The 25129-nt window shown below is 36.9% G+C and carries 20 protein-coding genes; 13 read left to right on the forward strand and 7 right to left on the reverse strand.

Annotation, left to right across the window (positions count from 1 at the left end):
- Window positions 1-16: 16 nt before the first annotated feature.
- Complete coding sequence (locus IPM47_15655; GenBank protein QQS28281.1) at window positions 17-1864, reverse strand: hypothetical protein; 1848 nt, start codon at window positions 1862-1864, stop codon at window positions 17-19.
- A 394-nt stretch (window positions 1865-2258) separates the two neighbouring features.
- Between IPM47_15655 and IPM47_15660 the strand changes: the two genes are divergently transcribed.
- The 4 genes from IPM47_15660 (at window position 2259) to IPM47_15675 (ending at window position 5816) form a co-directional block, all read left to right on the forward strand.
- On the forward strand, window positions 2259-3425 hold the full coding sequence (locus IPM47_15660) for a prolipoprotein diacylglyceryl transferase (protein QQS28282.1): 1167 nt from the start codon (window positions 2259-2261) through the stop codon (window positions 3423-3425).
- A gap of 29 nt (window positions 3426-3454) precedes the next feature.
- Window positions 3455-4204 (forward strand): L,D-transpeptidase family protein, encoded by a 750-nt coding sequence (locus tag IPM47_15665; protein ID QQS28283.1) that lies wholly within the window; start codon window positions 3455-3457, stop codon window positions 4202-4204.
- 22 nt (window positions 4205-4226) lie between these two features.
- On the forward strand, window positions 4227-4661 hold the full coding sequence (locus tag IPM47_15670) for a hypothetical protein (protein QQS28284.1): 435 nt from the start codon (window positions 4227-4229) through the stop codon (window positions 4659-4661).
- A gap of 192 nt (window positions 4662-4853) precedes the next feature.
- Window positions 4854-5816: a S1/P1 Nuclease gene (locus tag IPM47_15675; protein ID QQS31502.1), complete on the forward strand. Its 963-nt coding sequence runs from the start codon at window positions 4854-4856 to the stop codon at window positions 5814-5816.
- A gap of 80 nt (window positions 5817-5896) precedes the next feature.
- On the opposite strand, the gene IPM47_15680 is transcribed toward IPM47_15675, so the two are convergent.
- The 4 genes from IPM47_15680 to IPM47_15695 form a co-directional block, all read right to left on the reverse strand.
- Window positions 5897-6580, reverse strand: a complete 684-nt coding sequence (locus IPM47_15680) for a hypothetical protein (protein ID QQS28285.1) — start codon at window positions 6578-6580, stop codon at window positions 5897-5899.
- 91 nt (window positions 6581-6671) lie between these two features.
- The gene (locus tag IPM47_15685) at window positions 6672-7703 is read right to left on the reverse strand and encodes a flippase-like domain-containing protein (protein QQS28286.1); all 1032 of its coding nucleotides are present in this window, start codon (window positions 7701-7703) and stop codon (window positions 6672-6674) included.
- Window positions 7684-8064: an aspartate 1-decarboxylase gene (locus IPM47_15690; protein QQS28287.1), complete on the reverse strand. Its 381-nt coding sequence runs from the start codon at window positions 8062-8064 to the stop codon at window positions 7684-7686. Before IPM47_15690 ends, IPM47_15685 begins: the two co-directional genes overlap by 20 nt.
- Before the next feature lie 101 nt (window positions 8065-8165).
- Complete coding sequence (locus IPM47_15695; protein QQS28288.1) at window positions 8166-9047, reverse strand: pantoate--beta-alanine ligase; 882 nt, start codon at window positions 9045-9047, stop codon at window positions 8166-8168.
- Window positions 9048-10051: 1004 nt separating this feature from the next.
- On the opposite strand from IPM47_15695, the gene IPM47_15700 reads away from it, so the two are divergent.
- The 4 genes from IPM47_15700 to IPM47_15715 all read left to right on the forward strand — a co-directional run bounded on the left by IPM47_15700 (window position 10052) and on the right by IPM47_15715 (window position 13752).
- Complete coding sequence (locus IPM47_15700) at window positions 10052-11461, forward strand: phosphoglucomutase/phosphomannomutase family protein (GenBank protein QQS28289.1); 1410 nt, start codon at window positions 10052-10054, stop codon at window positions 11459-11461.
- 15 nt (window positions 11462-11476) lie between these two features.
- The gene (locus IPM47_15705; GenBank protein ID QQS28290.1) at window positions 11477-12631 is read left to right on the forward strand and encodes a DUF4846 domain-containing protein; all 1155 of its coding nucleotides are present in this window, start codon (window positions 11477-11479) and stop codon (window positions 12629-12631) included.
- 113 nt (window positions 12632-12744) lie between these two features.
- Window positions 12745-13221, forward strand: a complete 477-nt coding sequence (locus IPM47_15710; GenBank protein QQS28291.1) for a GNAT family N-acetyltransferase — start codon at window positions 12745-12747, stop codon at window positions 13219-13221.
- 114 nt (window positions 13222-13335) lie between these two features.
- Window positions 13336-13752 carry a BrxA/BrxB family bacilliredoxin gene (locus IPM47_15715; GenBank protein ID QQS28292.1) on the forward strand — a complete coding sequence of 139 codons (417 nt, stop codon included), beginning with the start codon at window positions 13336-13338 and terminating at the stop codon, window positions 13750-13752.
- 79 nt (window positions 13753-13831) lie between these two features.
- On the opposite strand, the gene IPM47_15720 is transcribed toward IPM47_15715, so the two are convergent.
- Complete coding sequence (locus tag IPM47_15720; GenBank protein ID QQS28293.1) at window positions 13832-14449, reverse strand: rhomboid family intramembrane serine protease; 618 nt, start codon at window positions 14447-14449, stop codon at window positions 13832-13834.
- 190 nt (window positions 14450-14639) lie between these two features.
- Between IPM47_15720 and IPM47_15725 the strand changes: the two genes are divergently transcribed.
- The 4 genes from IPM47_15725 (at window position 14640) to lepB (IPM47_15740) (ending at window position 20235) form a co-directional block, all read left to right on the forward strand.
- Window positions 14640-15311, forward strand: a complete 672-nt coding sequence (locus IPM47_15725; GenBank protein ID QQS28294.1) for a ribulose-phosphate 3-epimerase — start codon at window positions 14640-14642, stop codon at window positions 15309-15311.
- Window positions 15312-15360: 49 nt separating this feature from the next.
- The gene (locus IPM47_15730) at window positions 15361-17886 is read left to right on the forward strand and encodes a TonB-dependent receptor (GenBank protein QQS28295.1); all 2526 of its coding nucleotides are present in this window, start codon (window positions 15361-15363) and stop codon (window positions 17884-17886) included.
- A 143-nt stretch (window positions 17887-18029) separates the two neighbouring features.
- Window positions 18030-19118 (forward strand): signal peptidase I, encoded by a 1089-nt coding sequence (gene lepB, locus IPM47_15735; protein ID QQS28296.1) that lies wholly within the window; start codon window positions 18030-18032, stop codon window positions 19116-19118.
- A 49-nt stretch (window positions 19119-19167) separates the two neighbouring features.
- Complete coding sequence (gene lepB / locus IPM47_15740) at window positions 19168-20235, forward strand: signal peptidase I (GenBank protein QQS28297.1); 1068 nt, start codon at window positions 19168-19170, stop codon at window positions 20233-20235.
- A 79-nt stretch (window positions 20236-20314) separates the two neighbouring features.
- Here the strand turns inward: lepB (IPM47_15740) and IPM47_15745 are convergent, their stop codons facing one another.
- Window positions 20315-23359, reverse strand: coding sequence for a lamin tail domain-containing protein (locus IPM47_15745; protein QQS28298.1), 3045 nt, complete (start codon window positions 23357-23359; stop codon window positions 20315-20317).
- 312 nt (window positions 23360-23671) lie between these two features.
- Between IPM47_15745 and IPM47_15750 the strand changes: the two genes are divergently transcribed.
- On the forward strand, window positions 23672-25000 hold the full coding sequence (locus IPM47_15750; protein ID QQS28299.1) for a cytochrome-c peroxidase: 1329 nt from the start codon (window positions 23672-23674) through the stop codon (window positions 24998-25000).
- Window positions 25001-25129: the final 129 nt, after the last annotated feature.

The following is a 25129-nucleotide window of genomic DNA, read 5'->3' on the forward strand; positions in this document are numbered from 1 at the left end:
CCGATAACCCAAACTTCTATTGAATAATTTGAAGTTTCTTGCCGGTCAGCCAATTGACAATCAGGTTTTTGTTATCTGTTAGTTTCCCAATATCGTAATAATTGGAGTACTCGAAGGATTTAGCACCTTTCATCGAAATTCTGGAAACTGTGCCGGGCGGTAATGGTGAAGCATGAATTAAATGTATTTCACTTCCGTCAAAATACAAAAATCCGACATGATAGTTAAAGCCGATGAAATAAAGCCCGCCTCCTTTTTGCTGCAACAAATTTTCGACCTCATCCGGTGAATTACATCTGACAACTAAATCGGGGGTACTAAGTGTTTTGACTATGTTTAGAGCGCTTTGCTGTGACAGTTTTACCCTGTCAATATTTAATCCGGATTCCGTCAGCATCGTTACGACAAAATAACTGCAGGCAATTCGCCCGCTTCCGGGACTTGAAGACATGCCCTCTTTGTCGAACCCTGTCCCATACCAATAGTAAACTATATCGTTTGCAATCACCTCTTCCAAATACCGCCCTGCAAGCAATAGAACTTCATCAGCCTCAACTTCATTTTTGGCTTTTTTGTATTGTTTGGCAAACTGTTCTCTTTGTTTTTGAATATCATTCAAGGTCAGTTGGTAGGCTTCTGACAAAGTAACCGGTTTGCTTTCGATCACAATTCGCTCAGGCGAAGGTGTTTTGGGGGCATTTGTAGTGGCAGTCTCTGTTTCACCGGCTGTTTCCAAAATGTTCGGAATATGATTGGTTTGAACAGGCTCACTCTTGTTTGGGGCAGGTGGCTGAACTTTGTCTTTTTCCGGAATAGGAGGTGCAAAAGGGGGTAGTTTTAGATTGCCTTTGCCTTCAGAGTTTTGGCTGATATGAACCGGTGAACCTGATTCATTGGGTTGTTCCACTACAATCAGCAAAGTCCCGCCGGGTGGAAGATGATCCTCCGGCAAATCTGTACGCATACCAATAACTCGCCTCTCATCTATCACTTCGATAAACACATCTTGCAAGGGATCTGATACTGGCAAATCCGGTTTTAATATTTCTTTGGGTTCAACCTGCATTATTGGCTGAACTTCCTGTAATTCATTCGAAGCCTGATCGGGAATTTTAGCTAATGGCAATGAATTTTCTTCATCAGACTTAACTTCTGAAAGACTTGAAGGCTGTTGTTTTTTGGAAGCTTTTGTTTTTTTAGATTGATTGTTTTGGGCAGATGAGTTAGCCTTTTTGGTTGTTGGTTTTAAAACAGGTATATTTTCGGTTATTGTTTTTTCTGTCGTATCAACTTTTCTCAGCGTATCAGGCAATTCCTCTTTGTGTGTACTTATTTTATCTTGTATTACAATTTCTGATAGCCGGTTATTTTCCTCAAAATCATCCGAAATAGTTTCCTGATTGGCAGTTACAGGTATTTCCTTTTCTATTTTTACATCGTGGTTATCTGCCGAAGGTGTTGGAGTTATTTCTTTAGTAACAATTAACTTGTCAGGCGCTATTGTTTCAGTTTGGGTACTATTAGTTGCTGTTTGTTTAGATGTAGTAACTTGTTTGGTATCTTTAATCAAGGTAGAATTCAATCTGATGGTATCTGAAGGAAGGGAAACATAGTCTATCACTTTAATTCGCTTCTTCATCCATTCCCCGTTAACAATTACCGGTCGGCTGGTAGTGTCTGTAATCTTCAAAGTCCTGCTCACAATAAGCATTTGATCATTTAATAGAACCGTATCTTGAAGCAAGACTGTGTCCCCGGGCAAAAAGGCAACCTGTTTTTTTACCAATTCACGACCCGCACTAACTGAGGTATGATTTAACCAAACTAAGGCAAAAACCGGTATAAAAAGGAGAAATCTATACATAGACTCAATCGGAAATTATGGTTGTCGTTTTAACACATGCTTGCAAGTTCGTAGCTATAAACGTTTCAGGATATAGATAATGTTTAAAACTTACTGACAAAATTACATAATTTTAGAGAAGCTATACTACAAATCCTTACAAGTCTTAAACCATATATCTAAAAACTGATAAAATGAAACTAAGAACAACCTGAATAATGCTGAAAATACAATTTCCTGAAAAGTAGCCTTTCATGTGATAGAGGAAAAATATTCCTTAATTCAAATTGTAGTCGTATGTTTGCAACCACCAAAAAAGGGTTTAGCATTGTTTAATTTCTTAGACAATGGTTATTACCACTCAAAAAACAACATTTTTGATTTTTGAAAACAAATACTTCGAAACTCATTCAATATGTATCCAACTCTGTCAGATTTAATTAAAGGAATAACCGGATGGTATATTCCGCTACCTATTCAGACCTATGGCTTTTTTCTGGCCTTGGGTTTTGTTGCCGGAGCATTCATTTTATACAAAGAATTTGACCGTATGGAGCGGGCAGGTTTGTTACACGGTGTCAAGGAAAAACAAATTGTTGGTAAACCGGCATCAGTTTTAGAAATATTGGGAAATGCTTTAATTGGCTTGATTATAGGCTACAAAGTAGTAGCTATGATTTTAAACTGGTCTGCTTTTACCGACAATCCACAGTCTTTTATTGTTTCCTCAGAAGGCAATTGGGTAGGAGGAATTGCTTTCGCCATTTTGTTTGGTTTTTTACATTATTACTCCAAGCAAAAAGAAAAACTTCCCGCACCACAGGAAATTGAAGTAACTGTATTCCCACGCGACCGGGTGGGCGAATTAATCATGCTGGCTGCAATCACCGGAATTTTAGGGTCAAAATTGTTTACCTGGATCGAAGATTGGGATGCTTTTATGGCCGATCCGGTTGGAGCTTTGCTTTCATTCAGCGGTTTGACTTTTTACGGTGGATTGATATGTGCAACGATTGCTTTGTTGATTTATAGCTACAAAAAGAAAATTCCGATTTCAAGAATTACCGATGCAGCAGCCCCTGCTTTGATTATTGGTTACGGAATGGGAAGATTAGGTTGTCATTTTTCAGGCGATGGCGATTGGGGCATCGTAAACAATGCAGCTAAACCATTTGCTTGGTTACCCGATTGGATGTGGGCTTACACCTATCCAAACAATGTGATCAATGAAGGAATTGATATAGTCGGTTGTGTCGGTAAACATTGTAAGGTATTACCCGAACCTGTTTATCCGACTTCTGTTTATGAGTTCATTATGGCAATAACCATATTTTTAATTCTGATGGCATTTAGAAAAAATATCAAAGTGCCTTTTGGGTTATTTGCACTTTACTTAATTCTCAATGGAATTGAACGGTTTTTTATCGAATCTATACGAGTCAATCAGCGCTATGATGTTTTGGGATGGCAGTTAAGTCAAGCCCAAATTATTGCCATATTTTTAGTTTTGGCAGGTATTGGTTTGGCCATTTTCACAACGCGTTTTTACAGTAAACAACAAACGACAAAACTCAGCAACTAATCTGTTGGATTGCCATCAATTCAAGATAAATGCCTCAATATCTTTCAGTGTTTAAGCGGGTAGTAATTGTGTGGTTACTCTTTTCTTTGTCTCAGGAAACCGTTTCAAACGATCAACTTTGGTTTCCAAGAGTAAGGGAAGCAAAAGAACGAAAAGATGTTTTGTTGAAAAGGCTATTTTCTGAAAAGAATATTACTTATCCTCCTTCACAATTGTTTTTAAGAATTTTTAAGGCCGAAAACGTTCTGGAAGTATGGGCTTCAGACAAAAATTCATCAGATTTCACCCATATTAAAACCTATACGGTGTGTACAATGTCCGGAGAATTAGGCCCTAAAAGAAAAGAAGGTGATGAACAAGTGCCGGAGGGTTTTTATCAGATAGGAACGTTAAATCCTGTCAGTGCTTATCATCTTTCAATGTATGTCAATTATCCCAATACCTCTGACCGAAAATTAAGTCGTTATGACCGACTTGGTGGAGATATTTATATCCATGGTGATTGTAAATCAATTGGATGTGTTGCCATTAACAACTCTCAAATTGAGGAATTGTACTGGTTAGTGGCACAGGTAAAGCCGAAATCAAAAATTCCTGTACATATATTTCCGACCCGCTTGTCGGATATGAAATTTAATATTTTATCCCGTTTATATCGCAATGAACCGGATTTACTTCGTTTTTGGGATAATTTAAAGTCAGGGTATGATTTTTTTGAAAAAAACCAATATCCTCCAAAAATACATTATTCGGATGATGGTTATTATCAATTCAATTAACCCAAAAACAAACTTCAAAAGTTTGGCATCCCTTTTAATTTGGGGAACAATTATACTTAATTTAGGATGCAGGCCAAATTCTACATATCAACCAACAGCAGCAGATAAATTGGCGGATATTGAACTACAAAGAGAGTTAAACGCTATTGTTGATTGTGTGAATGAAATTTGCCAACCAACTGATGAAGAAAAATTGGAACAAGCTGCCCTAAACTTGTTGAATGCATTGATTTGTGCCGATATCCTGCAGGCTTCTAATTTTGCGACAGATGAAGCACTTGGTGCCTGGTTTTATATAGATATAGCCAATATTGAGGACTTTGAAATTAAGATTATTGAAGTGTTTAAAAACAGGGGTGTTGTAACAACGTATCTTAACAGCAATACTAAAACTTGTAAAATTACCTTCTCGCGAAAACATCAAGATGCTCCCTGGATCATGATATCGGTAAAATAAATTGTACTACAATTATGTACTTAATCAAACAATTTTCAAAACTATCTATTCATAACTGTAGCCGTTAGGATTATTATCTGATTAAGCATAACTTCGCAATTTCTACATCCACTCATTTTTGGCAATTTTCCGGTTCAAATGAAACAACCTATTAAGTTTACTATTCTTGTTTGTATTTTTCTCATAGGTACGATGTTTTTATCTTTATGGTTCGCTCAAACAAAAGTGAATGCCTGGGGTTTCTGGGCACATAAACGCATAAACCGATTAGCGGTTTTTACTTTGCCTCCCGAAATGATCGCTTTTTACAAACAACACATCGAATTTATTACCGAACATGCAGTTGATGCAGATAAACGCCGATATGCCACTAAAGATGAGGCACCAAGACATTATATAGACATAGACCATTATGGGGAATACCCTTTTGAAGAACTGCCGCGTTTTTGGAACGATGCTGTGTATAAATTTTCGGAAGACACACTTACTGCTTATGGAATAGTGCCCTGGCATATAGAATTAATGTTGAAAAAACTGACCTATGCTTTTAAAGACAAGAAAATCAATCTCATTTTGCGATATTCTGCCGACATAGGTCATTATATCGGGGATGGTCATGTTCCTTTGCACACAAGTAGTAATTACAACGGACAAAAAACCAATCAACGCGGCATTCATGGGTTTTGGGAATCGAGAATACCTGAGCTTTTCGGAGAAAACTACGATTATTGGGTTGGGAAAGCCCGTTATATAGATCGTCCAAATGAAACAATCTGGAATTTTATTTTAGAAAGTGCCGCCGCCGTTGACTCAGTATTGTCGTTTGAAAATGAACTTACTTTGAAATTGCCGGCAGATGAAAAACTCTGTTATGAAACGAGAGCACAGACCATCATTCAGACCTATTGTGAAGGGTTTTCCCAACAGTATTCAGATATGCTCGATGGGATGATTGAACGAAGAATGAGAGATGCCATCATTAATGTAGGTAGTTTTTGGTTTACAGCTTGGGTAAATGCCGGACAGCCTGATTTAAATAGTTTAAACTCCGAACCCTTAACCGCTGAAGAAGAACAAGAGCAGTTAGAGCTTGAAAAAATGTTTCAAAAAGGCGAGATAAAAGGGCGCGAACATCCGCACCATCCTCATCCATAAACTAAAAATCTGAGAATTTAGAGGTCCCCAGGTCTAATCTTGTGTTTTCAAACCAAAGACCCGGGGAAAACACGTTGCATTTATGGATAAAAGATTCCGTTTTTCGAAAACAAATCTTCCAAATCATTTGAAACAATGGATTCAAATTCTTCAATCAGATTGACGAGTTTTTCTTTGTCAGATTCAGTAAAAACAGTTGGAACATACCTTTGATACATTCTTTGTAAGCCAAATATGAAACCATCGTTATGCCTGTATTGTAATAAGTACTGACTTTTACAAAACATGTCGAGATGTGTTAAAAACTGTTGCACTTGTTCGACTCCCAAATCGCATGTCTTCTGAATATAAATGCTGATTAACTCTTCGTCTGTATTTTCAATTGCCTTATAAAAGTTTGAACCTAAAAAGGGATTCTGAGAAATCAAAATCCGGTCTATCAGCATTTCTAAAAAAACATGAGCTACAAAATAGGAATACTTATTGATGCCGTTAAAATCAGATGTTTGAATGCGTTTTTTTAACAAACTATAATGCCGGTCAAAAAATACGGAAGAATGAAAAACTTTATCGGCAAAAAAATGTCTTTGTACTCCCTGATTGAGATGAAGCAGTAATGAATTAACCTCCATATCAGAGATATGAAGCGGTTTAATGCGATACTGTCTTTTAAAATTTCTGACCAAATCCGGTAAAACAAGCCCTAAAGTAAAATGTGGCCTATTGTCAGAGTGGTCTATATAATAATGAGCGAGATAGTTCATTAATTCAAAATGGCAAATGAGACTCAACTATCTGATGAAGCACAAAACACGATGTGAAAACCAAGACTTTGATATTCCTTTCAGAGAAAAATCAGTTCAATTTCTCGTTTAGCTTAATTTTGCGGTTAACCCATGGTAAAGCAACCATCGCTAAAAAACCACCGAAAATCACTAAAAGTGTTTGCGCCCCCCAAGCTAACCAACTAAATGCATAAGCCAGCATATAATCTACTCCATACAAAACCAATACTCCTGAAACGATGATTTGATACGCACCGATGCCTCCTTGTGTAGCTATTATGCCAAAAGAGCCCATGACCATCACTGCCAAACCAGCCTGTGGACCTAATTCTGAAGTTCCGGTCAAGGCAAAGAAACAGATGTAGATCATTGCAAAATACATGAACCAAATAAAAACACTATGCGCAATAAGTAATGGCAGGTTTTTTACATGACGTACAGAAGTTACTCCTTCTCCAATTCCTTTTGCAAGTGATTTGATTTTCTTAAACACAACTGTTTGCCTGAATTTTACCAACAGATATAATATTCCTGCAGAAAGTAATAAAAGTAAAAGAACCAGAAAAAAATAGGTTGACCAGGCATGTCCCAAAAACAAACCTGAAAATTTAGCCATCAAAGGCATGCTGACATTTTCTTCAAAGTATTTTCCTATAACTTTAAACTGTGTGAGGACAACTAAAAAGGTCAATAAAAACAGAGTAGCGACATCAATAGCCCGTTCGGTAATAACGGTTCCGAAAGCCTTTTCCGGTGGAACAGGTTCATACCTGCTGATAATTCCACAACGGGTAATTTCGCCCATTCTGGGAACTGCAAGGTTAGCCAGATAACTCACCCCCAAAGCTAAAAGTGTATTGATAAAACTCGGTTTGGCAGCAGCACCTTCCATCAGCATCTGCCAACGAATTGCCCGGCTTACATGGCTGACCAAAGCAAATAAAAGTGAAAGAATAACCCAAAAATAGTTTGCTCCCTGAAGGGAATCGGCAATTTTACTCCGGGCATCTGCATCAAAGCCGCTCAAAGACCACCAAACTAATAGCAGCCCGATTCCGAGAAAAAAAAGCGGCTTGATAAATTTAGCTATATGCCGCTTCAAAAGATGGTTTTTTAATGATCTTATTGTGATTATCTACAAATACAGTTGTCCCGCCTTTGTAGCTTTTGGCTTCTTCAAAATCCATAAAGCCGTATCCAATAATGATAACAATATCACCAACATGTACTTTTCTTGCTGCTGCTCCATTCAGACATATCATGCCTGAATTGCGCTCTCCTTTGATGATGTAGGTTTCAAACCGCTCTCCATTGTTGCAGTTGACGATCTGTACTCTTTCGTTTTCAATAAAATTAGCGGCTTCCAAAAGCGCTTCATCTATAGTGATGCTTCCGATATAATTTAAATCGGCCTGTGTTACGGTTGCTCGATGTATTTTTGATTTAAACACCTGAATATGCATGTACTATATTTGTTTATAATTTATCCTTACAAAAAATGTAACCCTGTATGTAAAATAGATTGCCGAACAATTTAACAACATAAGTATGGTACTTTGTTCATTTATTGGCCGAATTCAGACGTTTTCGGTTCATCAGAGATCAACAAATTATCTATTAGCCGAATGTTTCCTAATTTTGCGGCAATGCAAACTACTATTTTTGCAGTATCCTTCCATTCAACAACAGGCATTAAATTATCGGCATTACAAATTTCAAGATATTCCACTTTAATTTCAGAAGCTTCTGAATACAAATATTCAATTGCTTCTTTTTTTACCTGCTCAACTGATTTTGTTTTATGATGTTGGCTGATAAACTGAAGGGTTTTATATATGGAAGCTGCCTTTTTGCGTTGGCTTGGGTCCAATCTTTCATTTCTGGAACTCATAGCTAACCCGCTTTTTTCTCGTAACGTCGGGCACATTACCAATTGTACCTTGCTTTTGGTCAGTTCGAGCATTTTTTCAACAATTTTAAACTGTTGATAATCTTTCTGACCCATAAACAAAAATACCGGATGAACTATATCCAATAAACGTTTAACTACCTGAGCCATTCCTGTAAAATGACCGGGTCTGAATAAACCTTCCATCGGTTTATCCAAATAACCAAAATCAAATACCGGTAAATCTGAAGTAGAATTGGGATATACTTCTTTTTCGTTTGGCAGAAAAAGTACGTGGCAATTGTTTTTCTCTAATAGTTCTATATCAGCTTCTGTTGTTCGAGGATATTTTGCCAAATCATCCTTATCATTAAACTGACTCGGATTTACAAATATACTGCAAACTGTAATATTAGCAGTTTTTTTACTCTGCTTTATTAAAGAAATATGCCCTTCGTGCAAGGCACCCATTGTAGGAACAAAACCTATTTTTTTTCCTTCGTTACGTCTTAAAAATAAGTATCGCTGAAGATTGGATACTGTTTTAAAAATATACAAAACCTTCTAAATTAAAATTTGCAGTTTTAGACTGATGGAGTTCGACTCGCAAAGTTCGGTATTTTTTTAAACTTTCCTCAATTGTCTATAATTTTATAGCGAAACTCTTTGAAAAAATTACAAATCGCTAAAAACATTACAGATGCGCAACCCAATTTCTCATAAACAAAGAATATATATTACAAAGATTTAATTCTCGATCCTTTTATCAACTCTAATAGTATAGTTGACAAATCAGCTATTGATGAAAAAATATTGGTTAGTATATTTGTAAATGCAAGGAAGTCGGGTATCAAAATAAAGGCTGTTATATCTGCTATATAACTGATTACTTCAGCTATTAATAAGTATCCTTAAATCTTGGGTATAAACTCAGAATAGCATAAATGTTATTAGAGATTTTCATTTATTCGCAGAATTTTCACAAAAAAATGTCAACCGAAGAAAAAAAATGGCTTTTTTAAACGTTAAATTTGTTTTTTAAAAAAGTAAAATAATCTTATTTTGAACAATTGAAGTAAGATTTGTGGCATTTCTTATTTTAATAACTCTGACAATTTCAATCTGAAAGTTTTTTATTGATTTTTTGCAGATTATATTTTCAATTTTTGTCTTTAAAAAAGTTTGAAAAATCAAGAAGACTATGATATAAACAGAAAATTAAGTTGGAATTGGTTCATTTCCTATTTCAAAACCGGTAAAGTTTGATTTAAAATTTGCCGTTTTTTGGCTGTCATTGTTTAGTTTTTTCGTTTGTCCTTGTTTTTTTAATTGTTTCAATATTTTTAGGTTTGTTATCCAAGGGATATTGTCGCATTTGAATTTTTGTTAGAAATTTAGGAAATCAATTATATTTAAATCAAATCCTGAAGTTGAAGGTTAGTACCTTTTTGTTTGTGATGAGTTTGTTGACAAATAGGATAAAATCAAGTCAGTTGTTAAATTTCTGGCAAAAAACTATTTTTGCAAAATTATAAGGAACACCACCACCACAAACAATATTTATGAGTGAAATTAAATTTGGAACAGACGGATGGAGAGCAATCATTGCCGATACATTTACCAATGACAATGTTGCAAGAGTAGCTACAGCAACAGCAATTTGGGTTAAAAAACATTTTAAAAATCCATCTGTAGTAGTTGGACACGACTGTAGATTTGGGGGTAAGATGTTTGCAGGATTAACAGCCCGTTTGTTGTGCCAACATGGGGTAAAGGTTTATCTGGCATCTGATGCCTTTGTTTCAACTCCTATGATTTCTTTAGCAACACTTCGGCTTGGGGCAAGCGCCGGAGTAATCATTACAGCAAGTCATAATCCTCCGGACTATAATGGCTTTAAAATCAAAGCTCATTTCGGAGGCCCTGCCCTTCCCTCGTCTATAAAAGAAGTCGAATCTCTGATTCCACACAAAGCCGAAGTTACTTCAAATTCATTGGCAGATTATGCACAGATGAATTTGTTGACTTATGTCGGATTGGAAGATATGTATATTTGGCAGATTGAAGAAAAATTCGACTTAGCAGCCATTTACAATTCAGGTATTCAAGTGGCATTTGATGCTATGTACGGAGCCGGTCAAAATGTGATGAAAAGGTTATTTCCCAATGCTTCTTTGTTACATTGTGAATATAATCCCTCTTTTATGGGGCAAGCTCCCGAACCTATTCATAAAAACCTGACCGAATTTTCTAATTTTATAGCTGGAAGTCAGAATATCCAAATAGGAATAGCCAATGATGGTGATGCAGATCGCATCGGCCTTTATGACAACAAAGGCAATTTTGTGGACTCACACCATATTATATTACTTTTAATTCACTATTTGCACCATTACAAAGGGCAAAATGGCAAAGTTGTCTGCGCTTTTTCTGTTTCTGACAAATTCAAACAGCTTTGCGAATATTATCATTTGCCTTTTGAAGTTACAAAAATCGGATTTAAGTATATCGGTGAAATCATGGTACAACCCGGTGAAGATGTATTGCTGGGCGGTGAAGAATCGGGAGGAATAGCAGTTAAAGGCCATATTCCTGAACGGGACGGCATTTGGATGGGATTGTTGATATTAGAGTTTATGGCTAAAACCGGTAAGTCACTTTCCGAATTGGTACAGGAAGTGTATGATATTGTGGGGTCTTTTTCCTATGATCGCAATGATTTGCATTTAACCGAAGCTCTGAAACAATCAATTTTGTCCGATTGTGAAAACGGTGTGTTTAAAAGTTTTGGTCCTTATATGGTAGAACGAACAGAAACTATAGACGGGTTCAAGTTCCATCTCAGCCAAAATGCAGTGGCCATGATTCGCCCTTCGGGTACTGAACCCTTGTTGCGGGTTTATGCCGAAGCGCCAAATTCAGAAGCTGTCAATGATGTTTTGGCTGCAGTAAAAAGCGTTATCCTGCCTTGATGCAATAGTTTAAATATGCGTAGATTAACGGTGATTTATCTTTGTATTAAATATTTAATCAGGTTTGAACCGGTTAGAACCTGTGTTTTTGTGATTTTACTACTTTGCCTCTCGGTTTTTATTGCCTGCTATTCGGGAGGCAAAAAACAGGTTTTAGACAAAGCAATTAACGATTCAACAGCCACAACAAAGATCAATTTTCAACCGGAAGAAAAACAAATTGCAAAAGAGACTTTAAATGTAGCGAAAATTGCCCAAATCAATAGCTCAAAATTGGAGGAAAATACTAAGTCTTCCGATTTAGAAGAACAGAGAAAAACGGAATTGAGCGAAATTCCTGCTAAAGAGTTGGAGCCAAAAGTAGCAGAAAAAACCGAAAGCAAATATTCAGGCTATCCTTGGTTGTCAGGCTTTGACGAACAAAACCGGATATCATACAGAATCCCCCCGCCAAAAGGTTATACCCGCATTAAACTAACTCCCTCTTCTTTTGAAGAATGGTTGCGTCAACTTCCTTTGAAAGCCGGAAAACCATCGGTAAAGCTTTTTGATGGCAGTCAAAAAGCCAATCAGGATGTTCATGAAGCAGTTATTGACATTGATGTAGGCAATTTTGACCTTCAGCAATGTGCAGATGCCGTGATGAGGTTAAGGGCGGAATATCTGTGGAGCCGGAAAAAATACGACGATATTCATTTCAATTTCACATCTGGACATAAAGCTTCCTATAGTCAATGGCGTTTGGGTTTTCGTCCGCAGATATCAGGCAACAATGTGCGATGGGTAAAAACTGAAACCGCAGCCAATTCTGCATCATACATTTCTTTTAAACAGTATTTAAAACAGGTGTTTACTTTTGCCGGAACTTTATCACTTAATAAAGAATTGAACAAGGTTCCGGATATTCGCCAAATAAAAGCAGGTGATGTTTTTATTAAAGGAGGTTCACCCGGACATGCAGTTATCGTGATGGATATTGCACTAAATGAAAAAGGTGAAAAAGTATTTCTACTTGCTCAAAGTTATATGCCGGCTCAGGATATTCATATCCTTAAAAATCTAAATGACCCGTCATTAAGCCCCTGGTATCATAATGATGAAGCCTTACAGTTAAATACCCCGGAATGGAATTTTGATACTAACAGCTTGAAAAGATTTTCAGAAAATTAGGGTTATTCTATTACTAAAGTAGTTTGACTGTAGTTTGATTTATCTTTTTACCCGGTGAGATCATTTTTATAACCCAGCTTATTTGATTGATAGTTGACATAAAAAACCATACAATGGTAAATCAATGGGTGCTGAAACCGTTTGAAGCTTTAAATCCTTTTGAACTATATGAAGCGATGGCATTAAGACAATTGGTGTTTGTCGTTGAACAAAATTGTGTTTTCATTGACAATGATGGTTTAGACTTGAAGTCTTATCATTTAATGGGCTATGACCTGGCCGGTAAAATGATTGCATATTCGAGAATATTGCCTCCGGGCATTGATTTTGAAGAATCCTCAATCGGACGGGTTGTAACACATCCCAAAAACAGAGGTGCCGGAGAAGGTAAAGAATTGATGGTTTGTTCTATTCAAAAGCTAAATCAATTATTTGGCAATGTTCCTATCCGTATCAAAGCCCAGTATTATTTGATAAAGTTTTACCGACAATTCGGTTTTATACCACAAGGTGAAATTTTTTTGGAAGATGATATAGAACATATTGAAATGATTCGCACTCCTGTTCATCAAGATATAAAAGAACAATAATTGCAAATGTTTATCCGATTTTAGAACAGGTTAAACCAACCTGCTGTTTAGAACGTTATCAACAAGAATATAAAAACAGCATTTATTTACCCATTTTATTTTGATTTATAAGTTATGTATCCAATACATTTGACTACTCCAATGAAAGCCGATCTGGTTGATGTAGGCTTTGCCGATTTATCAACACCCGAAATGGTGGATGAAATGATTATCAATAGCGAGGGAACCATTTTTGTGGTGATTAACTCAGTATGCGGTTGTGCTGCTGGAAATGCAAGACCGGCAGCTAAACTTGCCCTCCAATACGCCAACAAAAAACCGGATAAACTCGCCACTGTTTTTGCAGGTGTTGATAGTTTAGCAACCAATCAAATGCGAAAATACACCCTTCCCTATCCTCCATCTTCCCCTTCTATGGCTTTGTTCAAAGATGGTAAATTAGTTCATTTTATTGAGCGGCATCAAATTGAAGGTGTTGCCGCCCAACAAATTGCAAGGCATTTAATTGAAACCTTCGAGCAGTTTTGTTAAGTATTTTGATATTTAAAAAGGCATTGGCAATCATTGATTAACTCAAATTTGTCAATGCCTTTTATGTAATCTATTGAAGTTAGAAACTACTGCTGATTTGGTTGGCAAAATTGATGGCCAAAGAAGGTTTAAAGGCTAAGGTGAAAAAAATCCCAAAAATGGCTCCATAAAAATGGGCATTGTGCCCAATATTGTCATTTACATTTCGAGCGGCATAATAAGAATAGGCTAAATACAACACTCCTATTATAACTGCTTTAATTGGGATGAAAGGGAAGAATATAAAATTCAGGTCTGCCCAGGGGTTGAACAAAATAAACGTAAATACAACAGAAGAAACTGCCCCGGAAGCACCTAAACTTGCGTAATAAGGGTTGTTTTTATGCTTAAAAAAACTGTACATTTCTGATGCAATCAACCCACCTATATATAGAAGAACATATAACATATTCGCAACTTTTCCAAAAGTTGCGGCATAATATGCTTCAACGATACTGCCAAATTGATACAATACAAACATGTTAAACAACAAATGCATCCAATTTGCATGTATTAGTCCTGAACTGATAAACCTGAAATATTCGTTGGTTCTGCTGATAGTGTAGGGCGAGAAAATTAGTTTTTGCCGCAATGGGTAGTTTGTAAAAGCCAGGTATGAGGTAATGCAAGTAATTACGACAAAAAGAATGGTAAACATGCCGGTTTATTATTACTAAATGAAAATATTGGATGAATATGACCGCAAAATGTGAAAAAAATCATTCAAACAAAAGTAAGAACAAAGAAGAATGGTAACAGTTGACCATAAAGCAGATAAATTATAATCTGTAGATGCTAAACCTCTGAAGGAATTGCAACCTTTACAGGCTAAACATTATCTTTGCAGCATGAAATTGCATAAGATAGCTCCTTCTATGTTATCGGCAAATTTTGCCAATCTTTTACCGGATATTGAAATGGTGAACCGAAGCCAGGCCGATTGGTTTCATTTGGATGTAATGGACGGACATTTTGTACCTAACATTTCTTTTGGTTTTCCGGTGTTGCAGGCAATTCAAAAACACGCAACAAAGCCACTCGATGTCCACCTAATGATTAACAACCCCGATCTGTATCTTCAACAATTCTGTAAATCGGGTGCTAATATTCTGACGGTTCATTTTGAAGCCTGCACACATTTGCATCGAACAGTTTATGCCATCAAAGAATTAGGAATGAAAGCAGGAGTTGCTCTTAATCCTCACACTCCAATTCATTTTTTAGAGTCCATAATAGCCGATCTTGATTTAGTTTGCCTGATGTCCGTAAATCCAGGATTTGGTGGACAAAAATTCATTCCATATACTTTGGTTAAAATCAGACAATTAAAAACACTTATCCATCAAACTCAATCCAATGCTTTGATTGAAATTGACGGCGGTGTTGATCTTTCCAATTATCAGACTCTGATTGATAATGGTGCTGATGTTTTGGTTGCCGGTAGCGCTGTCTTCAATACCCCCGACCCTACAGCAACCATTGCCAAACTAAAATCGGCAGCCAATAACGTCATCATTTAATTTTTTACTTTCGCTGCCTTTAGATAATGACTATCAACAAATTCAATCTATGCCTTTTAGACATATCATAGCAAGTATTATACTGATGCTTGCCTTTTTATATGCTTACACTCAGGAAACTCCTTATGTATATGGACGTGTAACCGATCATCTTGGACAAAAGATGACCGGAGTCAATATTTATTTTTCGGCAAGTAATGTTTACGGAACAACCACAGATGTAAATGGTTATTACAAAGTTTTTGTACCTAAACAGCAAATTTTGACCATTCGTTTTAGTTTTACCGGATTCAAAACCGAAGAAGCTCAGTTTTGGTTAGAGTCCGGACAAATCAGGGAGATAAATATAGTCCTTTATCCGGACGACAAATTGTTGGAAACACAATTGATTTTAGCCAAATCTCGGAAAGCCAGTGCAATCACGAAGCTCAACCCTAAAGATGTTGAAACCATTGCCAGTGTAACAGGCGGAATTACCCCAATTCTTAGAACTATGCCCGGCGTTGTTTCCAATAATGAACTTAGTCAGCAATATTCGGTCAGAGGGGGTAATTTTGATGAAAATCTGGTTTATGTGAATGATTTTGAAATTTACCGCCCTTTTTTAGTCCGTTCCGGACAACAGGAAGGATTAGGATTTATCAACACTGATTTGATATCTTCAATCAATTTTTCCTCGGGTGGTTTCGAAGCAAAATATGGCGACAAAATGTCCTCAGTACTGGATGTTAAATATAAAAAACCCACTGAGTTTAAAGGTTCTGCTGAAATCAGTTTGTTAGGGGCTTCTGCCCATTTGGAAGGGATTGGTGCCCGTAAAAAAATGACTTATGTTGCAGGTTTCAGGCAGTGGTCAAATCAATATATTTTGAATGCCCTTCCCACAGAAGGGCAATATCGCCCTTCATTTACCGATTTTCAAACCTATTTTACCTTCAAACCACATATAGATTGGGAAATTGAGGCAATAGGGAATATCACTCGAAATTCATACCGTTTTATACCGGTATCTTCAGAAACAAGTTTTGGAACTTTTAACGATGCCCTAAAACTTCAGGTTTATTTTGACGGACAAGAGCGTGATAGATATGAAACTTTTATGGGAGGGATTGCGGCAACGTATAACCTTCCAAACAACAAACTCAGGTTAAAATGGCTGACTTCTGCCTATTCAACCCGTGAAACTGAAGCCTTTGACATTATAGGTCAATATTATATAGGGGAGGTTGAAAAAAATCTGGGCGAAGATGAATTTGGTGATATTACCCGAATTTTAGGAGTTGGAACTTATCACGATTGGGCAAGAAACAAACTAAAAGCCATTATTGCCAATGTCGAACATCGCGGATATGCTGATTTAAAAGGCAATTTCCTTTCATGGGGCTTAAAATATCAACATGAATTTATCACCGATCAGATAAATGAATGGTATAGGATTGACTCAGCCGGGTATAACCTTCCCCAACTGCCTGATGAAATTGTGATGACCGACCGGTTGCGAACACAATTCGATTTATCTTCCAACCGTTTGTCCGGTTTTGTTCAGGATGAATGGCAGTTTGGCAATAACTGGAATTTTACCGGAGGTTTGAGATTTAATTATTGGGATTTAAACAATGAATTTCTTGTAGCACCTCGCCTTCAGATTTCATGGAATCCTACTTTTAAAGCGGCTACTGACTCTACACTTAAAACCGGTAGCCGAAATATTTCTTTCAGATTGGCCACCGGTGCTTACCATCAACCGGCATTTTACCGTGAAATGAGAAGTTTGACCGGAGAATTAAATACTGATTTGCTTTCTCAAAAATCTGCTCATATCGTTTTAGGCACCGATTACAATTTTTTTATTTTTAACCGCCCCTTCAAACTAACTGCAGAAGCATATTACAAATATCTATGGCAGATTGTGCCTTATAATATCGAAAATGTATTGATCCGTTATTTTGCAGAAAACTCTGCCAATGGATATGCAACAGGAATTGATATGCGTTTGTACGGTGAATTTGTCAAAGGAACCGACTCTTGGGTAAGCTTATCCGTGATGCAAACAAAAGAAGATCTGAAAAACGACTTTTATTACCGTTACTTTAACGAAGAAGGACAAGAAATTAACCCCCGTATCACCGGAGAAACCCCTGCCGACAGTTTACAGGTTAATGTTGGATTCGTACCCCGCCCAACCGACCAAAGGGTGAATTTCGGCATGTTTTTTCAGGATTATTGGCCTACCAACAAAAACTTTAAAGTTCACCTAAGTTTACTTTTCGGATCAGGACTGGCTTTTAGCCCGCCTGCTTCTCCAAAATTGAGAAATGCTTTTCGGATTCCTCCCTATCGCAGAATAGATATAGGTTTCTCTGCTCAATTATTTGACAAAAATCGAAAAGAAATTCCTGAAAAAAGTCCAATGCGGTACTTTGAAAGCATCTGGGCTTCGGTAGAAGTGTTCAACTTATTGGGCATTTCCAATACTATTTCCTATAATTTCATCAGAGCACAAGACCTGATATTCGGAGTTCCGAATTATCTGACAGCCCGAAGATTAAATGCCCGGATTATTGTTAAGTTTTAATTCCATCCCTATTCTAAAATGCCTGCTTTAACTGTAAGTTTTAGTGTAGATTTGCTACTATTCTAACTGTTTCATTATATTTGCATTTTATAGCTTTCTAAGTTTATTGTTTTTAAAATTAACCGTTTAACGTTATATTTAACATGTCTAAAACAACTGAAATAGGGCCCAACGCCAAAAAAGAAACCAAAAAGAAATCATTGAAAAGAGAGATTCTGGAACTACTTTTTATTGCCTTGGTACTTGTTCCGCTTATCAATATGTTTCTGCTTCAATCCTATGCCATCCCTACTTCTTCTATGGAAGGCACTATGTTGGTTGGTGATAAATTGTTTGTGAGCAAACTACATTTCGGACCTCGTGTGCCAATGACCCCTTTGGCCATACCTTATGTTCACAATTCTATTTTCGGGATGCCTTCTTTTACTACAATTTTATCTCTTCCTTACAAAAGACTTCCGGGATTTAGAGACATAACCCGTGACGATATTGTTGTTTTCAATTATCCCCCGGAAGTTGATAAAGATATTCCTGTTGACAAGCGAACAAATTATGTTAAGCGTTGTGTTGCACAGGCAGGCGATACACTTCAAATTATTGACAGTCAGGTTTATATTGATAGTAAGCCGGTTGTAAACAAACCCGGTCTTCAACATGCCTACATGGTTAAAACCTCAAGCCCTTTTAATCCAAAAGTCAAAGACAAGTTGAGAATTAGCGAAGTATTCCAAGGGAATGAAGTTGGGACTTATATAATGATGTTGACGGATGCCAATTTTGCCGAAATCAAGAAAATGTCTAACATAGACACTATTTATAAAGTAGTGCGTCCAAAAATGGAATCTGATTCAAGAGTTTATCCATTCAAGGAAACCTTGTCCTGGAATATTGATAATTACGGACCAATTTATGTGCCCAAAAAAGGAGATAAAATTACTTTAACAGAAGGTAATTACAGTATTTATGAAACTCCGATCAAAAAATATGAAAACAATCCGTCTTTAGAATGGAAAAATGGTCAAGCACACTTGAATGGTCAGCCCATCAGTGAATATCAGTTTAAAATGAACTATTATTTTATGATGGGAGATAACCGGCATAATTCTGAAGACTCTCGATATTGGGGATTTGTTCCGGAAGATCATATCGTTGGTAAACCCGTATTTGTTTGGTTATCGAGTAACCCCTTCTTTAATATACGGTGGGATAAAAGTATGAGAACCGTAGATTAATTTATTTAGCTCTCTTTTTGTGTTTTTTTTTGTTTGTAGTCAGTCAGGCATGAAATTAACATCCTTGCGCGAGTGGTTTTGGGCAGCTTTCATTGCATTTTTACTGACCATTTTGGTGCGAACTTTTTTGATTGAAGCCTTTACTATTCCCACTTCTTCGATGGAAAAAACCCTGCTTGTAGGAGACAATCTTATAGTCAACAAGTTTGTATATGGTCTCAGATTGCCGGTAACCCCGTTTTCGCTGCCTTTTTCTCATAATACACTGCCTTTTGGGTGGGGTAAATCTTATATTGATTGTTGCAAACTTCCTTATATCCGTTTGCCCAAAATCAGTAACATAAAAAGACAGGATGTTGTCGTGTTTAATTATCCAATGGATAAAAGCCGACCGTTAGATAAACGAGACCACTTTATCAAACGATGTGTTGCTTTACCCGGCGATACTTTAGTCCTTGTAAATAGGAGAATTTATATAAACAATAAAGAGGAAAGTCAGCCCGAATTTTTACAATTCAATTATTTTTTGCGAACTGATGGAACACCTATCAATTCTCAAATTTTAACAGATTACAATATTACCGAAGGTGGATTGCGAACTGAAAAAGGTGATTTATACGAATATGCCTTAACCGCTTCTCAGATTGAAAAGGTTAAAAGCATACCGAATATTATTAAAATCGATTCCATTATCAGAGATAAGGGGGTTCGCAATCCACATGAACAGGTTTTTCCAAATGATTTTGAGAATTTTCCATGGAATATTGACAACTATGGGCCGGTAGTTATTCCTGAAAAAGGTGCCACTATTGATCTGACTTTACAAAATCTGTCACTATTCAGTTACCTGATAGAACACCATGAGGGTAACACAATTTTAGTGTCGAATAATAAGATTTTAATCAATGGGGTAATTGCCGAAAAATATACTTTTCGTAAGGACTATTATTTTATGATGGGAGATAACCGCCAAAACTCACAAGATTCAAGAATTTGGGGCTTTGTTCCAGAAGACCATATTGTTGGTAAGGCCATCTTAGTATGGATGTCTGTTAAGCCCGGAGGCAAATTCCCCAAAGATTTGAGATGGGACAGAGTCTTCAAACGAGTAAAGTAGATAAAAAAAAGGCAGCCCCTAAACAACTTTACCGGTCGTATTATGGGTCTGCCTTACTATGACAAAATGACAATAACTATTATTGTTTCAGTATTTTAAAGGTTTGTTGAACATTGTCAGTTTGCAAGCTAATGAGATATATGCCCTCAGGAAGATTGCTCACATCAAACATCAAATCATTAAGCCCAGCCTGTAGTTCAGTTTTAGATGTAAATACATTTTTCCCTGTTATATCGTAAAGGTTTACTAAAGTTAATCCATCTGCAAAAGCATATAGCTTAATATCAAGTGTATAGTTAACCGGAACGGGCAAGATGCTTATGATTTCAAATTGTTCGTTGTTGCGTGTCAAAGACACAATTCCTAAAATTTGACTGCTGCCATCAAAATTAACCTGTATCAACCGGTAATATTGTAAACCTAAAGGTGCTTGTTTATCAAGATAACTATATGACATAGCAGTACTGCTATTTCCTGCCCCTTCTATTTGAGTAATATTCAGAAATTGTATGCCGTCTGTTGAATGTTGTAAAACAAAATGTTGATTATTAGTTTCAGTAGCTGTCATCCATCTCAACATGTTGCCATCGGGTTGAATTGTACCTGTAAATGATACAAGGCTTACAGGCACCGTACAAATAGGAAAACCTGATAACCCTTCAATACATCCGGTTGCATCTGTTACAAGAATGCTATAGCCAATCCCTATATCGAAAGGCCCCAATTCTACAACTACATTTGATGCTAAAGCTAAGAAAACCGTATCATTAAAAGTAACCGCATAATCTTCATTCATATTACCTCCGCTAACCATCAGCCTGACGATATATGTTGAAGTGGAACAATAGTTAATTTCCTGTGTGTTAATAACTATGGGTTCTTGCAGATCGCAAGGATCAACAAAAATTTCCATTAAGGGTACTAAAATGCTAAAACTCTCACCATCACCCAAAGTAACGGTAGCAGATTGACCAAACTCGTTTACTCCTCCGGTGATTTCAAATCCTTCGGGTATTGTTAAAACATTGATTTCAATATAATAATCTCCTGGAGGAATAAAGTCAAAATAATAAAAACCATATTCATTGGTATAAGTTGAAGCAGCCATTTCTCCGGTACCGGCATTGAAAAGAGTAACTAAAACTCCTTCTACTCCGGCTTCATTAAGCTCATCATAAATTCCATCTGCAGTTTCATCGTTCCAGATAGCCCCACCCAAATTAGCAACCGGCATTTCTTCGCAGGTAAAACTTCCGCTGAATGTATAAGGCTCATTTGGGCATAAATCTGTGGGATCATAAAGGACAAAAACGAGTTCAGCAGTTTCTCCAATTTCAAGAGCATAAGTATTCCCGACAACATTTTCTCCACCGTTTAAAGAGTATTCAACAAAAAACTGCTCGCAATATCCAACTAAAGAAACGGTGCAGGAAAGTTCGTTATATTCTAAAGCAGCCCCAAGATTTACATCCGGCAAAACAAACACGGTAAATGTTACATTCACTTCCGGACAATCTGCAGTAGCTGCAATAGATGCTGTATAGGTATAAAAAGTGCCGTCGCAATTATCTGAAGTTAAACCGGTAACATCAATTCCTATTCCGGTTTCGCCTGTTGACCAAAGTACATCATCTGGCAGTGCATTTAGAATATCTACTTTAAGTGTTAGAATCTCGCCCGTACCCGGACATAACAACATATCCGTAGGACTTGCAGGAGTTAATTCCGGACACTCGGCAGGCAAATCGCAAATGTAATTGTATTCAAAGTGAGAGGAGCATCCATTTTCATCAGTCATTACAATTATATCTGTTGTACCTGAAAGAATATCGTTCATAGCAAATGAATTTTCGCCCAATGGAAATACTTCAAATCCGGCAACTGAATTAAAAAAAATCTCTCCTCCACCAGGAGTTTCACAATTAAAAACAACATTGTATGTCAGTCCATCAGGTGAACATGTTACACTTGAACTCAAAATAGAGGGAGGCTCAATACCTGTTATAGTAAAAAAAGCAGGATCACTTTCACAAGCATCAAGATCTATGGCTATAGCAGAAAATAATCCGGATTCTGGAATTTCGATGCTTAATCCCGTCCCTATCAAATCTCCTTGTTCATTAAACCAGTTAACGGTCAGATTTTCGTCAAAAACAGTGGCATCAATAACAGGTAAACTTCCACCTATACAAAATTGAGAATCTGAAACCAAAGGTGGATCAATATCGGGGCATTCAACAACCGGTGTATAAGTATTTAAACCGGAAGGATCATCTTCCGAAAAACATTGGTAAAATGCTCCTAAAATTGGAGTAAAATCAGTAGTACCTGAAAAGGGAGCGTATTTACAATCTGTTCCATTATCTATTTTAACCAACGTCATGTTTTCGGTCGAGCATTCATTGCTAATCCAGCTATCCCCCGGATCTACACCAATCTGACCGATGACATCCACATTGTTAGTTCCATTAAAAAGCGCAATTGCATCGTTGCCATTATAAAGCATTTGAGTAGATAAAAGATCAGGTGTTAGCCCTGGTAATGCAAAATCAGTATGGCATACCAAAAAGTATCCCTCTGCCTCCAGAACTCCGCTGAGGTTAATGGTTTCATTTGGGGTTATGTTGCCATTGTTGTAAATATGAATTGCATATCCATCTAAGCTGATGTTTCCACCGGTTCCGTTGAAAATTTCAAGGCATTTGTTGAAAGATGTACCTTCAATATAAGAAGAAAATACTAAATCTGCACAAGCTGAAGCAGAACTTTCCAACGCACCGGTATTGATCCATTCTCTTATAATTGCCACATCTTCCGGGCTTACAATTGGCCCTCCAAATGGCATATCGGGCTTGCCGGGACAATTTTCGACATTGGGGTCAATTTGCCAGATTATTGGACTTGCATCGGCATTGAAGGGAACTATCGTGTTTCCGCAATCATTTCCTCCGGCCAATATTCCATCATAGGTAGTGATAAAGAACCCGCTTGTACCCCCATGACAATTATTGCAGCCGTATGTCGTGATAAAATTTGTAACATCGGGATTATAGTAAAACGGTTGTGCAACAATTTGGTAACATGTAAAAAGCCACCATATAACAAAAAGTAAATGTTTTTTCATTAGCTCAGTATTTTAGAAGTGTGTGTAAAAAAAGTTGTATCAATGTAGAGATTTTTTAAAAACAGAAAAAATTTTTACCTGAAAAACATGAAAAAACCAACATAAACACACTATAAATGATGATAGCTTACCAATTTTACAGTGTTTTTATTAAACCATTGTTCAAACTCTACTAAAAATCTAATGCTTTTGGAATAGGAAAGGCTATTAGATGGTCTAAGTTTTATTGACACTTTTTAACAATTTCAAAAGAAATGGACTTTTATGAAGCTTTTGTTTTGAAAATGTTTTTATCAAAAACTAAATTAGATTATGAAAAAATTGTTGTTACTGTCTGTCTTGTTTGTATCATTAACAGCTGCTACCATCAACCTGACGAATCCAGAAAATTATGCTGCTCAATCTATACCCTCTTATATTGTTAAAGACAACATGCCTCCCAACAATGAACTTACCAATTTAGGAGCAACACTTGGAAGAGTCTTATTTTATGATAAAAATCTTTCTTCAAACAATACAATAGCATGTGCCAGTTGTCATAAACAGCAATTCGCTTTTGGAGACACTGCCCGGCTTAGTGTGGGGTTAAATGGAGGTTTAACCGGCAGACATACCATGAGATTGGTGAATTCAAGATTTGGCATTGAACCTAAGTTTTTCTGGGACGAAAGAGCCGAATCTTTGGAACAACAAACCACTCAACCAATTCAGGATCATGTTGAAATGGGATTTAGCGGTACTGAAGGTCAACCTGATTTAGATTCCTTGATTCGAAAGCTGGAATCTATCCCGTATTACCACGTTTTGTTTACAATGGCTTTTGGAACACCACAGATAACTGAAGACAGGATGCAAAAAGCATTGGCACAATTTATCAGAAGTATTCAGTCTTTCGATTCGCGATTTGATGCGGGTTTAGCTGCTACAGGAAATCTTGGTGCTCCTTTTCCAAATTTTACTCCACAGGAAAACAACGGTAAAGCAATATTCCTTGCTCCTCCTCCTGCAGGAGCCGGATGTCAGGGTTGTCATCAAGCTCCGGAATTTGATATTGACCCTAATTCATTGAATAATGGTGTTCTGGCTACTGCTGCAAATCCTTTAATTCTCGATTTAACCAACACCCGTGCTCCTTCCCTAAGAGATTTAGTCAATCCTAATGGAACACCTAACGGACCTATGATGCACAATGGAAACTTTCAGAATTTACAAGCCATAATCAATCATTATAATCTAATTCCATTAACGCCTGGCAATAATAATTTAGATCCAAGACTTGCGGGTCCTGGTGGAAACCTGCAACTAACTCCGGGTGAACAAGCAGCACTGATTCAGTTTTTAAGAACCTTAACCGGTGTAAATATTTATACCGATCAAAAATGGTCAAATCCTTTTGACCAAGATGGTAATCTCGATTTGGTTTATTGTTCGTTTACTCCTAATATTACAGGTAGTACTGAAGTTTGTGGCAACAATACTTCATTTTATTCAGTACCTGTGGGACCTGCAGGAACAATTTATTATTGGACCGTGACAGGCGGAACAATTCTCAACTCGCCTCCTTATACAAACACTATTGAAATACAATGGAACGTTCCTGCCACGAATGCTTCAGTAAGTATCACGCAGTTTGAACCTTAAAAATTTTGATTTTTCAATTTTTATAGCTACATTTTATTCCAGCCTAAAAAACGTTTCTTAGAAAAATAGTCATATCCGAAGAATAGATTTTAAAATTGTTTTTAACTTGGAACTTTGAATAACTCTGTT

Source organism: Sphingobacteriales bacterium (assembly GCA_016700115.1).
GTDB lineage: Bacteria > Bacteroidota > Bacteroidia > Chitinophagales > UBA2359 > UBA2359.

What these genes read in the sequence shown, in the direction of transcription:
- IPM47_15660 (QQS28282.1), top strand. Translation starts at nt 2,259, where the DNA reads ATGTATCCAACTCTGTCAGATTTAATTAAAGGAATAACCGGATGGTAT.
- IPM47_15675 (QQS31502.1), top strand. Translation starts at nt 4,854, where the DNA reads ATGTTTTTATCTTTATGGTTCGCTCAAACAAAAGTGAATGCCTGGGGT.
- IPM47_15705 (QQS28290.1), top strand. Translation starts at nt 11,477, where the DNA reads ATGCGTAGATTAACGGTGATTTATCTTTGTATTAAATATTTAATCAGG.
- IPM47_15720 (QQS28293.1), bottom strand. Translation starts at nt 14,449, where the DNA reads ATGTTTACCATTCTTTTTGTCGTAATTACTTGCATTACCTCATACCTG.
- lepB (QQS28296.1), top strand. Translation starts at nt 18,030, where the DNA reads ATGTCTAAAACAACTGAAATAGGGCCCAACGCCAAAAAAGAAACCAAA.
- IPM47_15745 (QQS28298.1), bottom strand. Translation starts at nt 23,359, where the DNA reads ATGAAAAAACATTTACTTTTTGTTATATGGTGGCTTTTTACATGTTAC.
- IPM47_15665 (QQS28283.1), top strand. Translation starts at nt 3,455, where the DNA reads ATGCCTCAATATCTTTCAGTGTTTAAGCGGGTAGTAATTGTGTGGTTA.
- IPM47_15730 (QQS28295.1), top strand. Translation starts at nt 15,361, where the DNA reads ATGCCTTTTAGACATATCATAGCAAGTATTATACTGATGCTTGCCTTT.
- IPM47_15700 (QQS28289.1), top strand. Translation starts at nt 10,052, where the DNA reads ATGAGTGAAATTAAATTTGGAACAGACGGATGGAGAGCAATCATTGCC.
- IPM47_15750 (QQS28299.1), top strand. Translation starts at nt 23,672, where the DNA reads ATGAAAAAATTGTTGTTACTGTCTGTCTTGTTTGTATCATTAACAGCT.
- IPM47_15710 (QQS28291.1), top strand. Translation starts at nt 12,745, where the DNA reads ATGGTAAATCAATGGGTGCTGAAACCGTTTGAAGCTTTAAATCCTTTT.
- IPM47_15725 (QQS28294.1), top strand. Translation starts at nt 14,640, where the DNA reads ATGAAATTGCATAAGATAGCTCCTTCTATGTTATCGGCAAATTTTGCC.
- IPM47_15715 (QQS28292.1), top strand. Translation starts at nt 13,336, where the DNA reads ATGTATCCAATACATTTGACTACTCCAATGAAAGCCGATCTGGTTGAT.
- IPM47_15690 (QQS28287.1), bottom strand. Translation starts at nt 8,064, where the DNA reads ATGCATATTCAGGTGTTTAAATCAAAAATACATCGAGCAACCGTAACA.
- IPM47_15680 (QQS28285.1), bottom strand. Translation starts at nt 6,580, where the DNA reads ATGAACTATCTCGCTCATTATTATATAGACCACTCTGACAATAGGCCA.
- lepB (QQS28297.1), top strand. Translation starts at nt 19,168, where the DNA reads ATGAAATTAACATCCTTGCGCGAGTGGTTTTGGGCAGCTTTCATTGCA.
- IPM47_15655 (QQS28281.1), bottom strand. Translation starts at nt 1,864, where the DNA reads ATGTATAGATTTCTCCTTTTTATACCGGTTTTTGCCTTAGTTTGGTTA.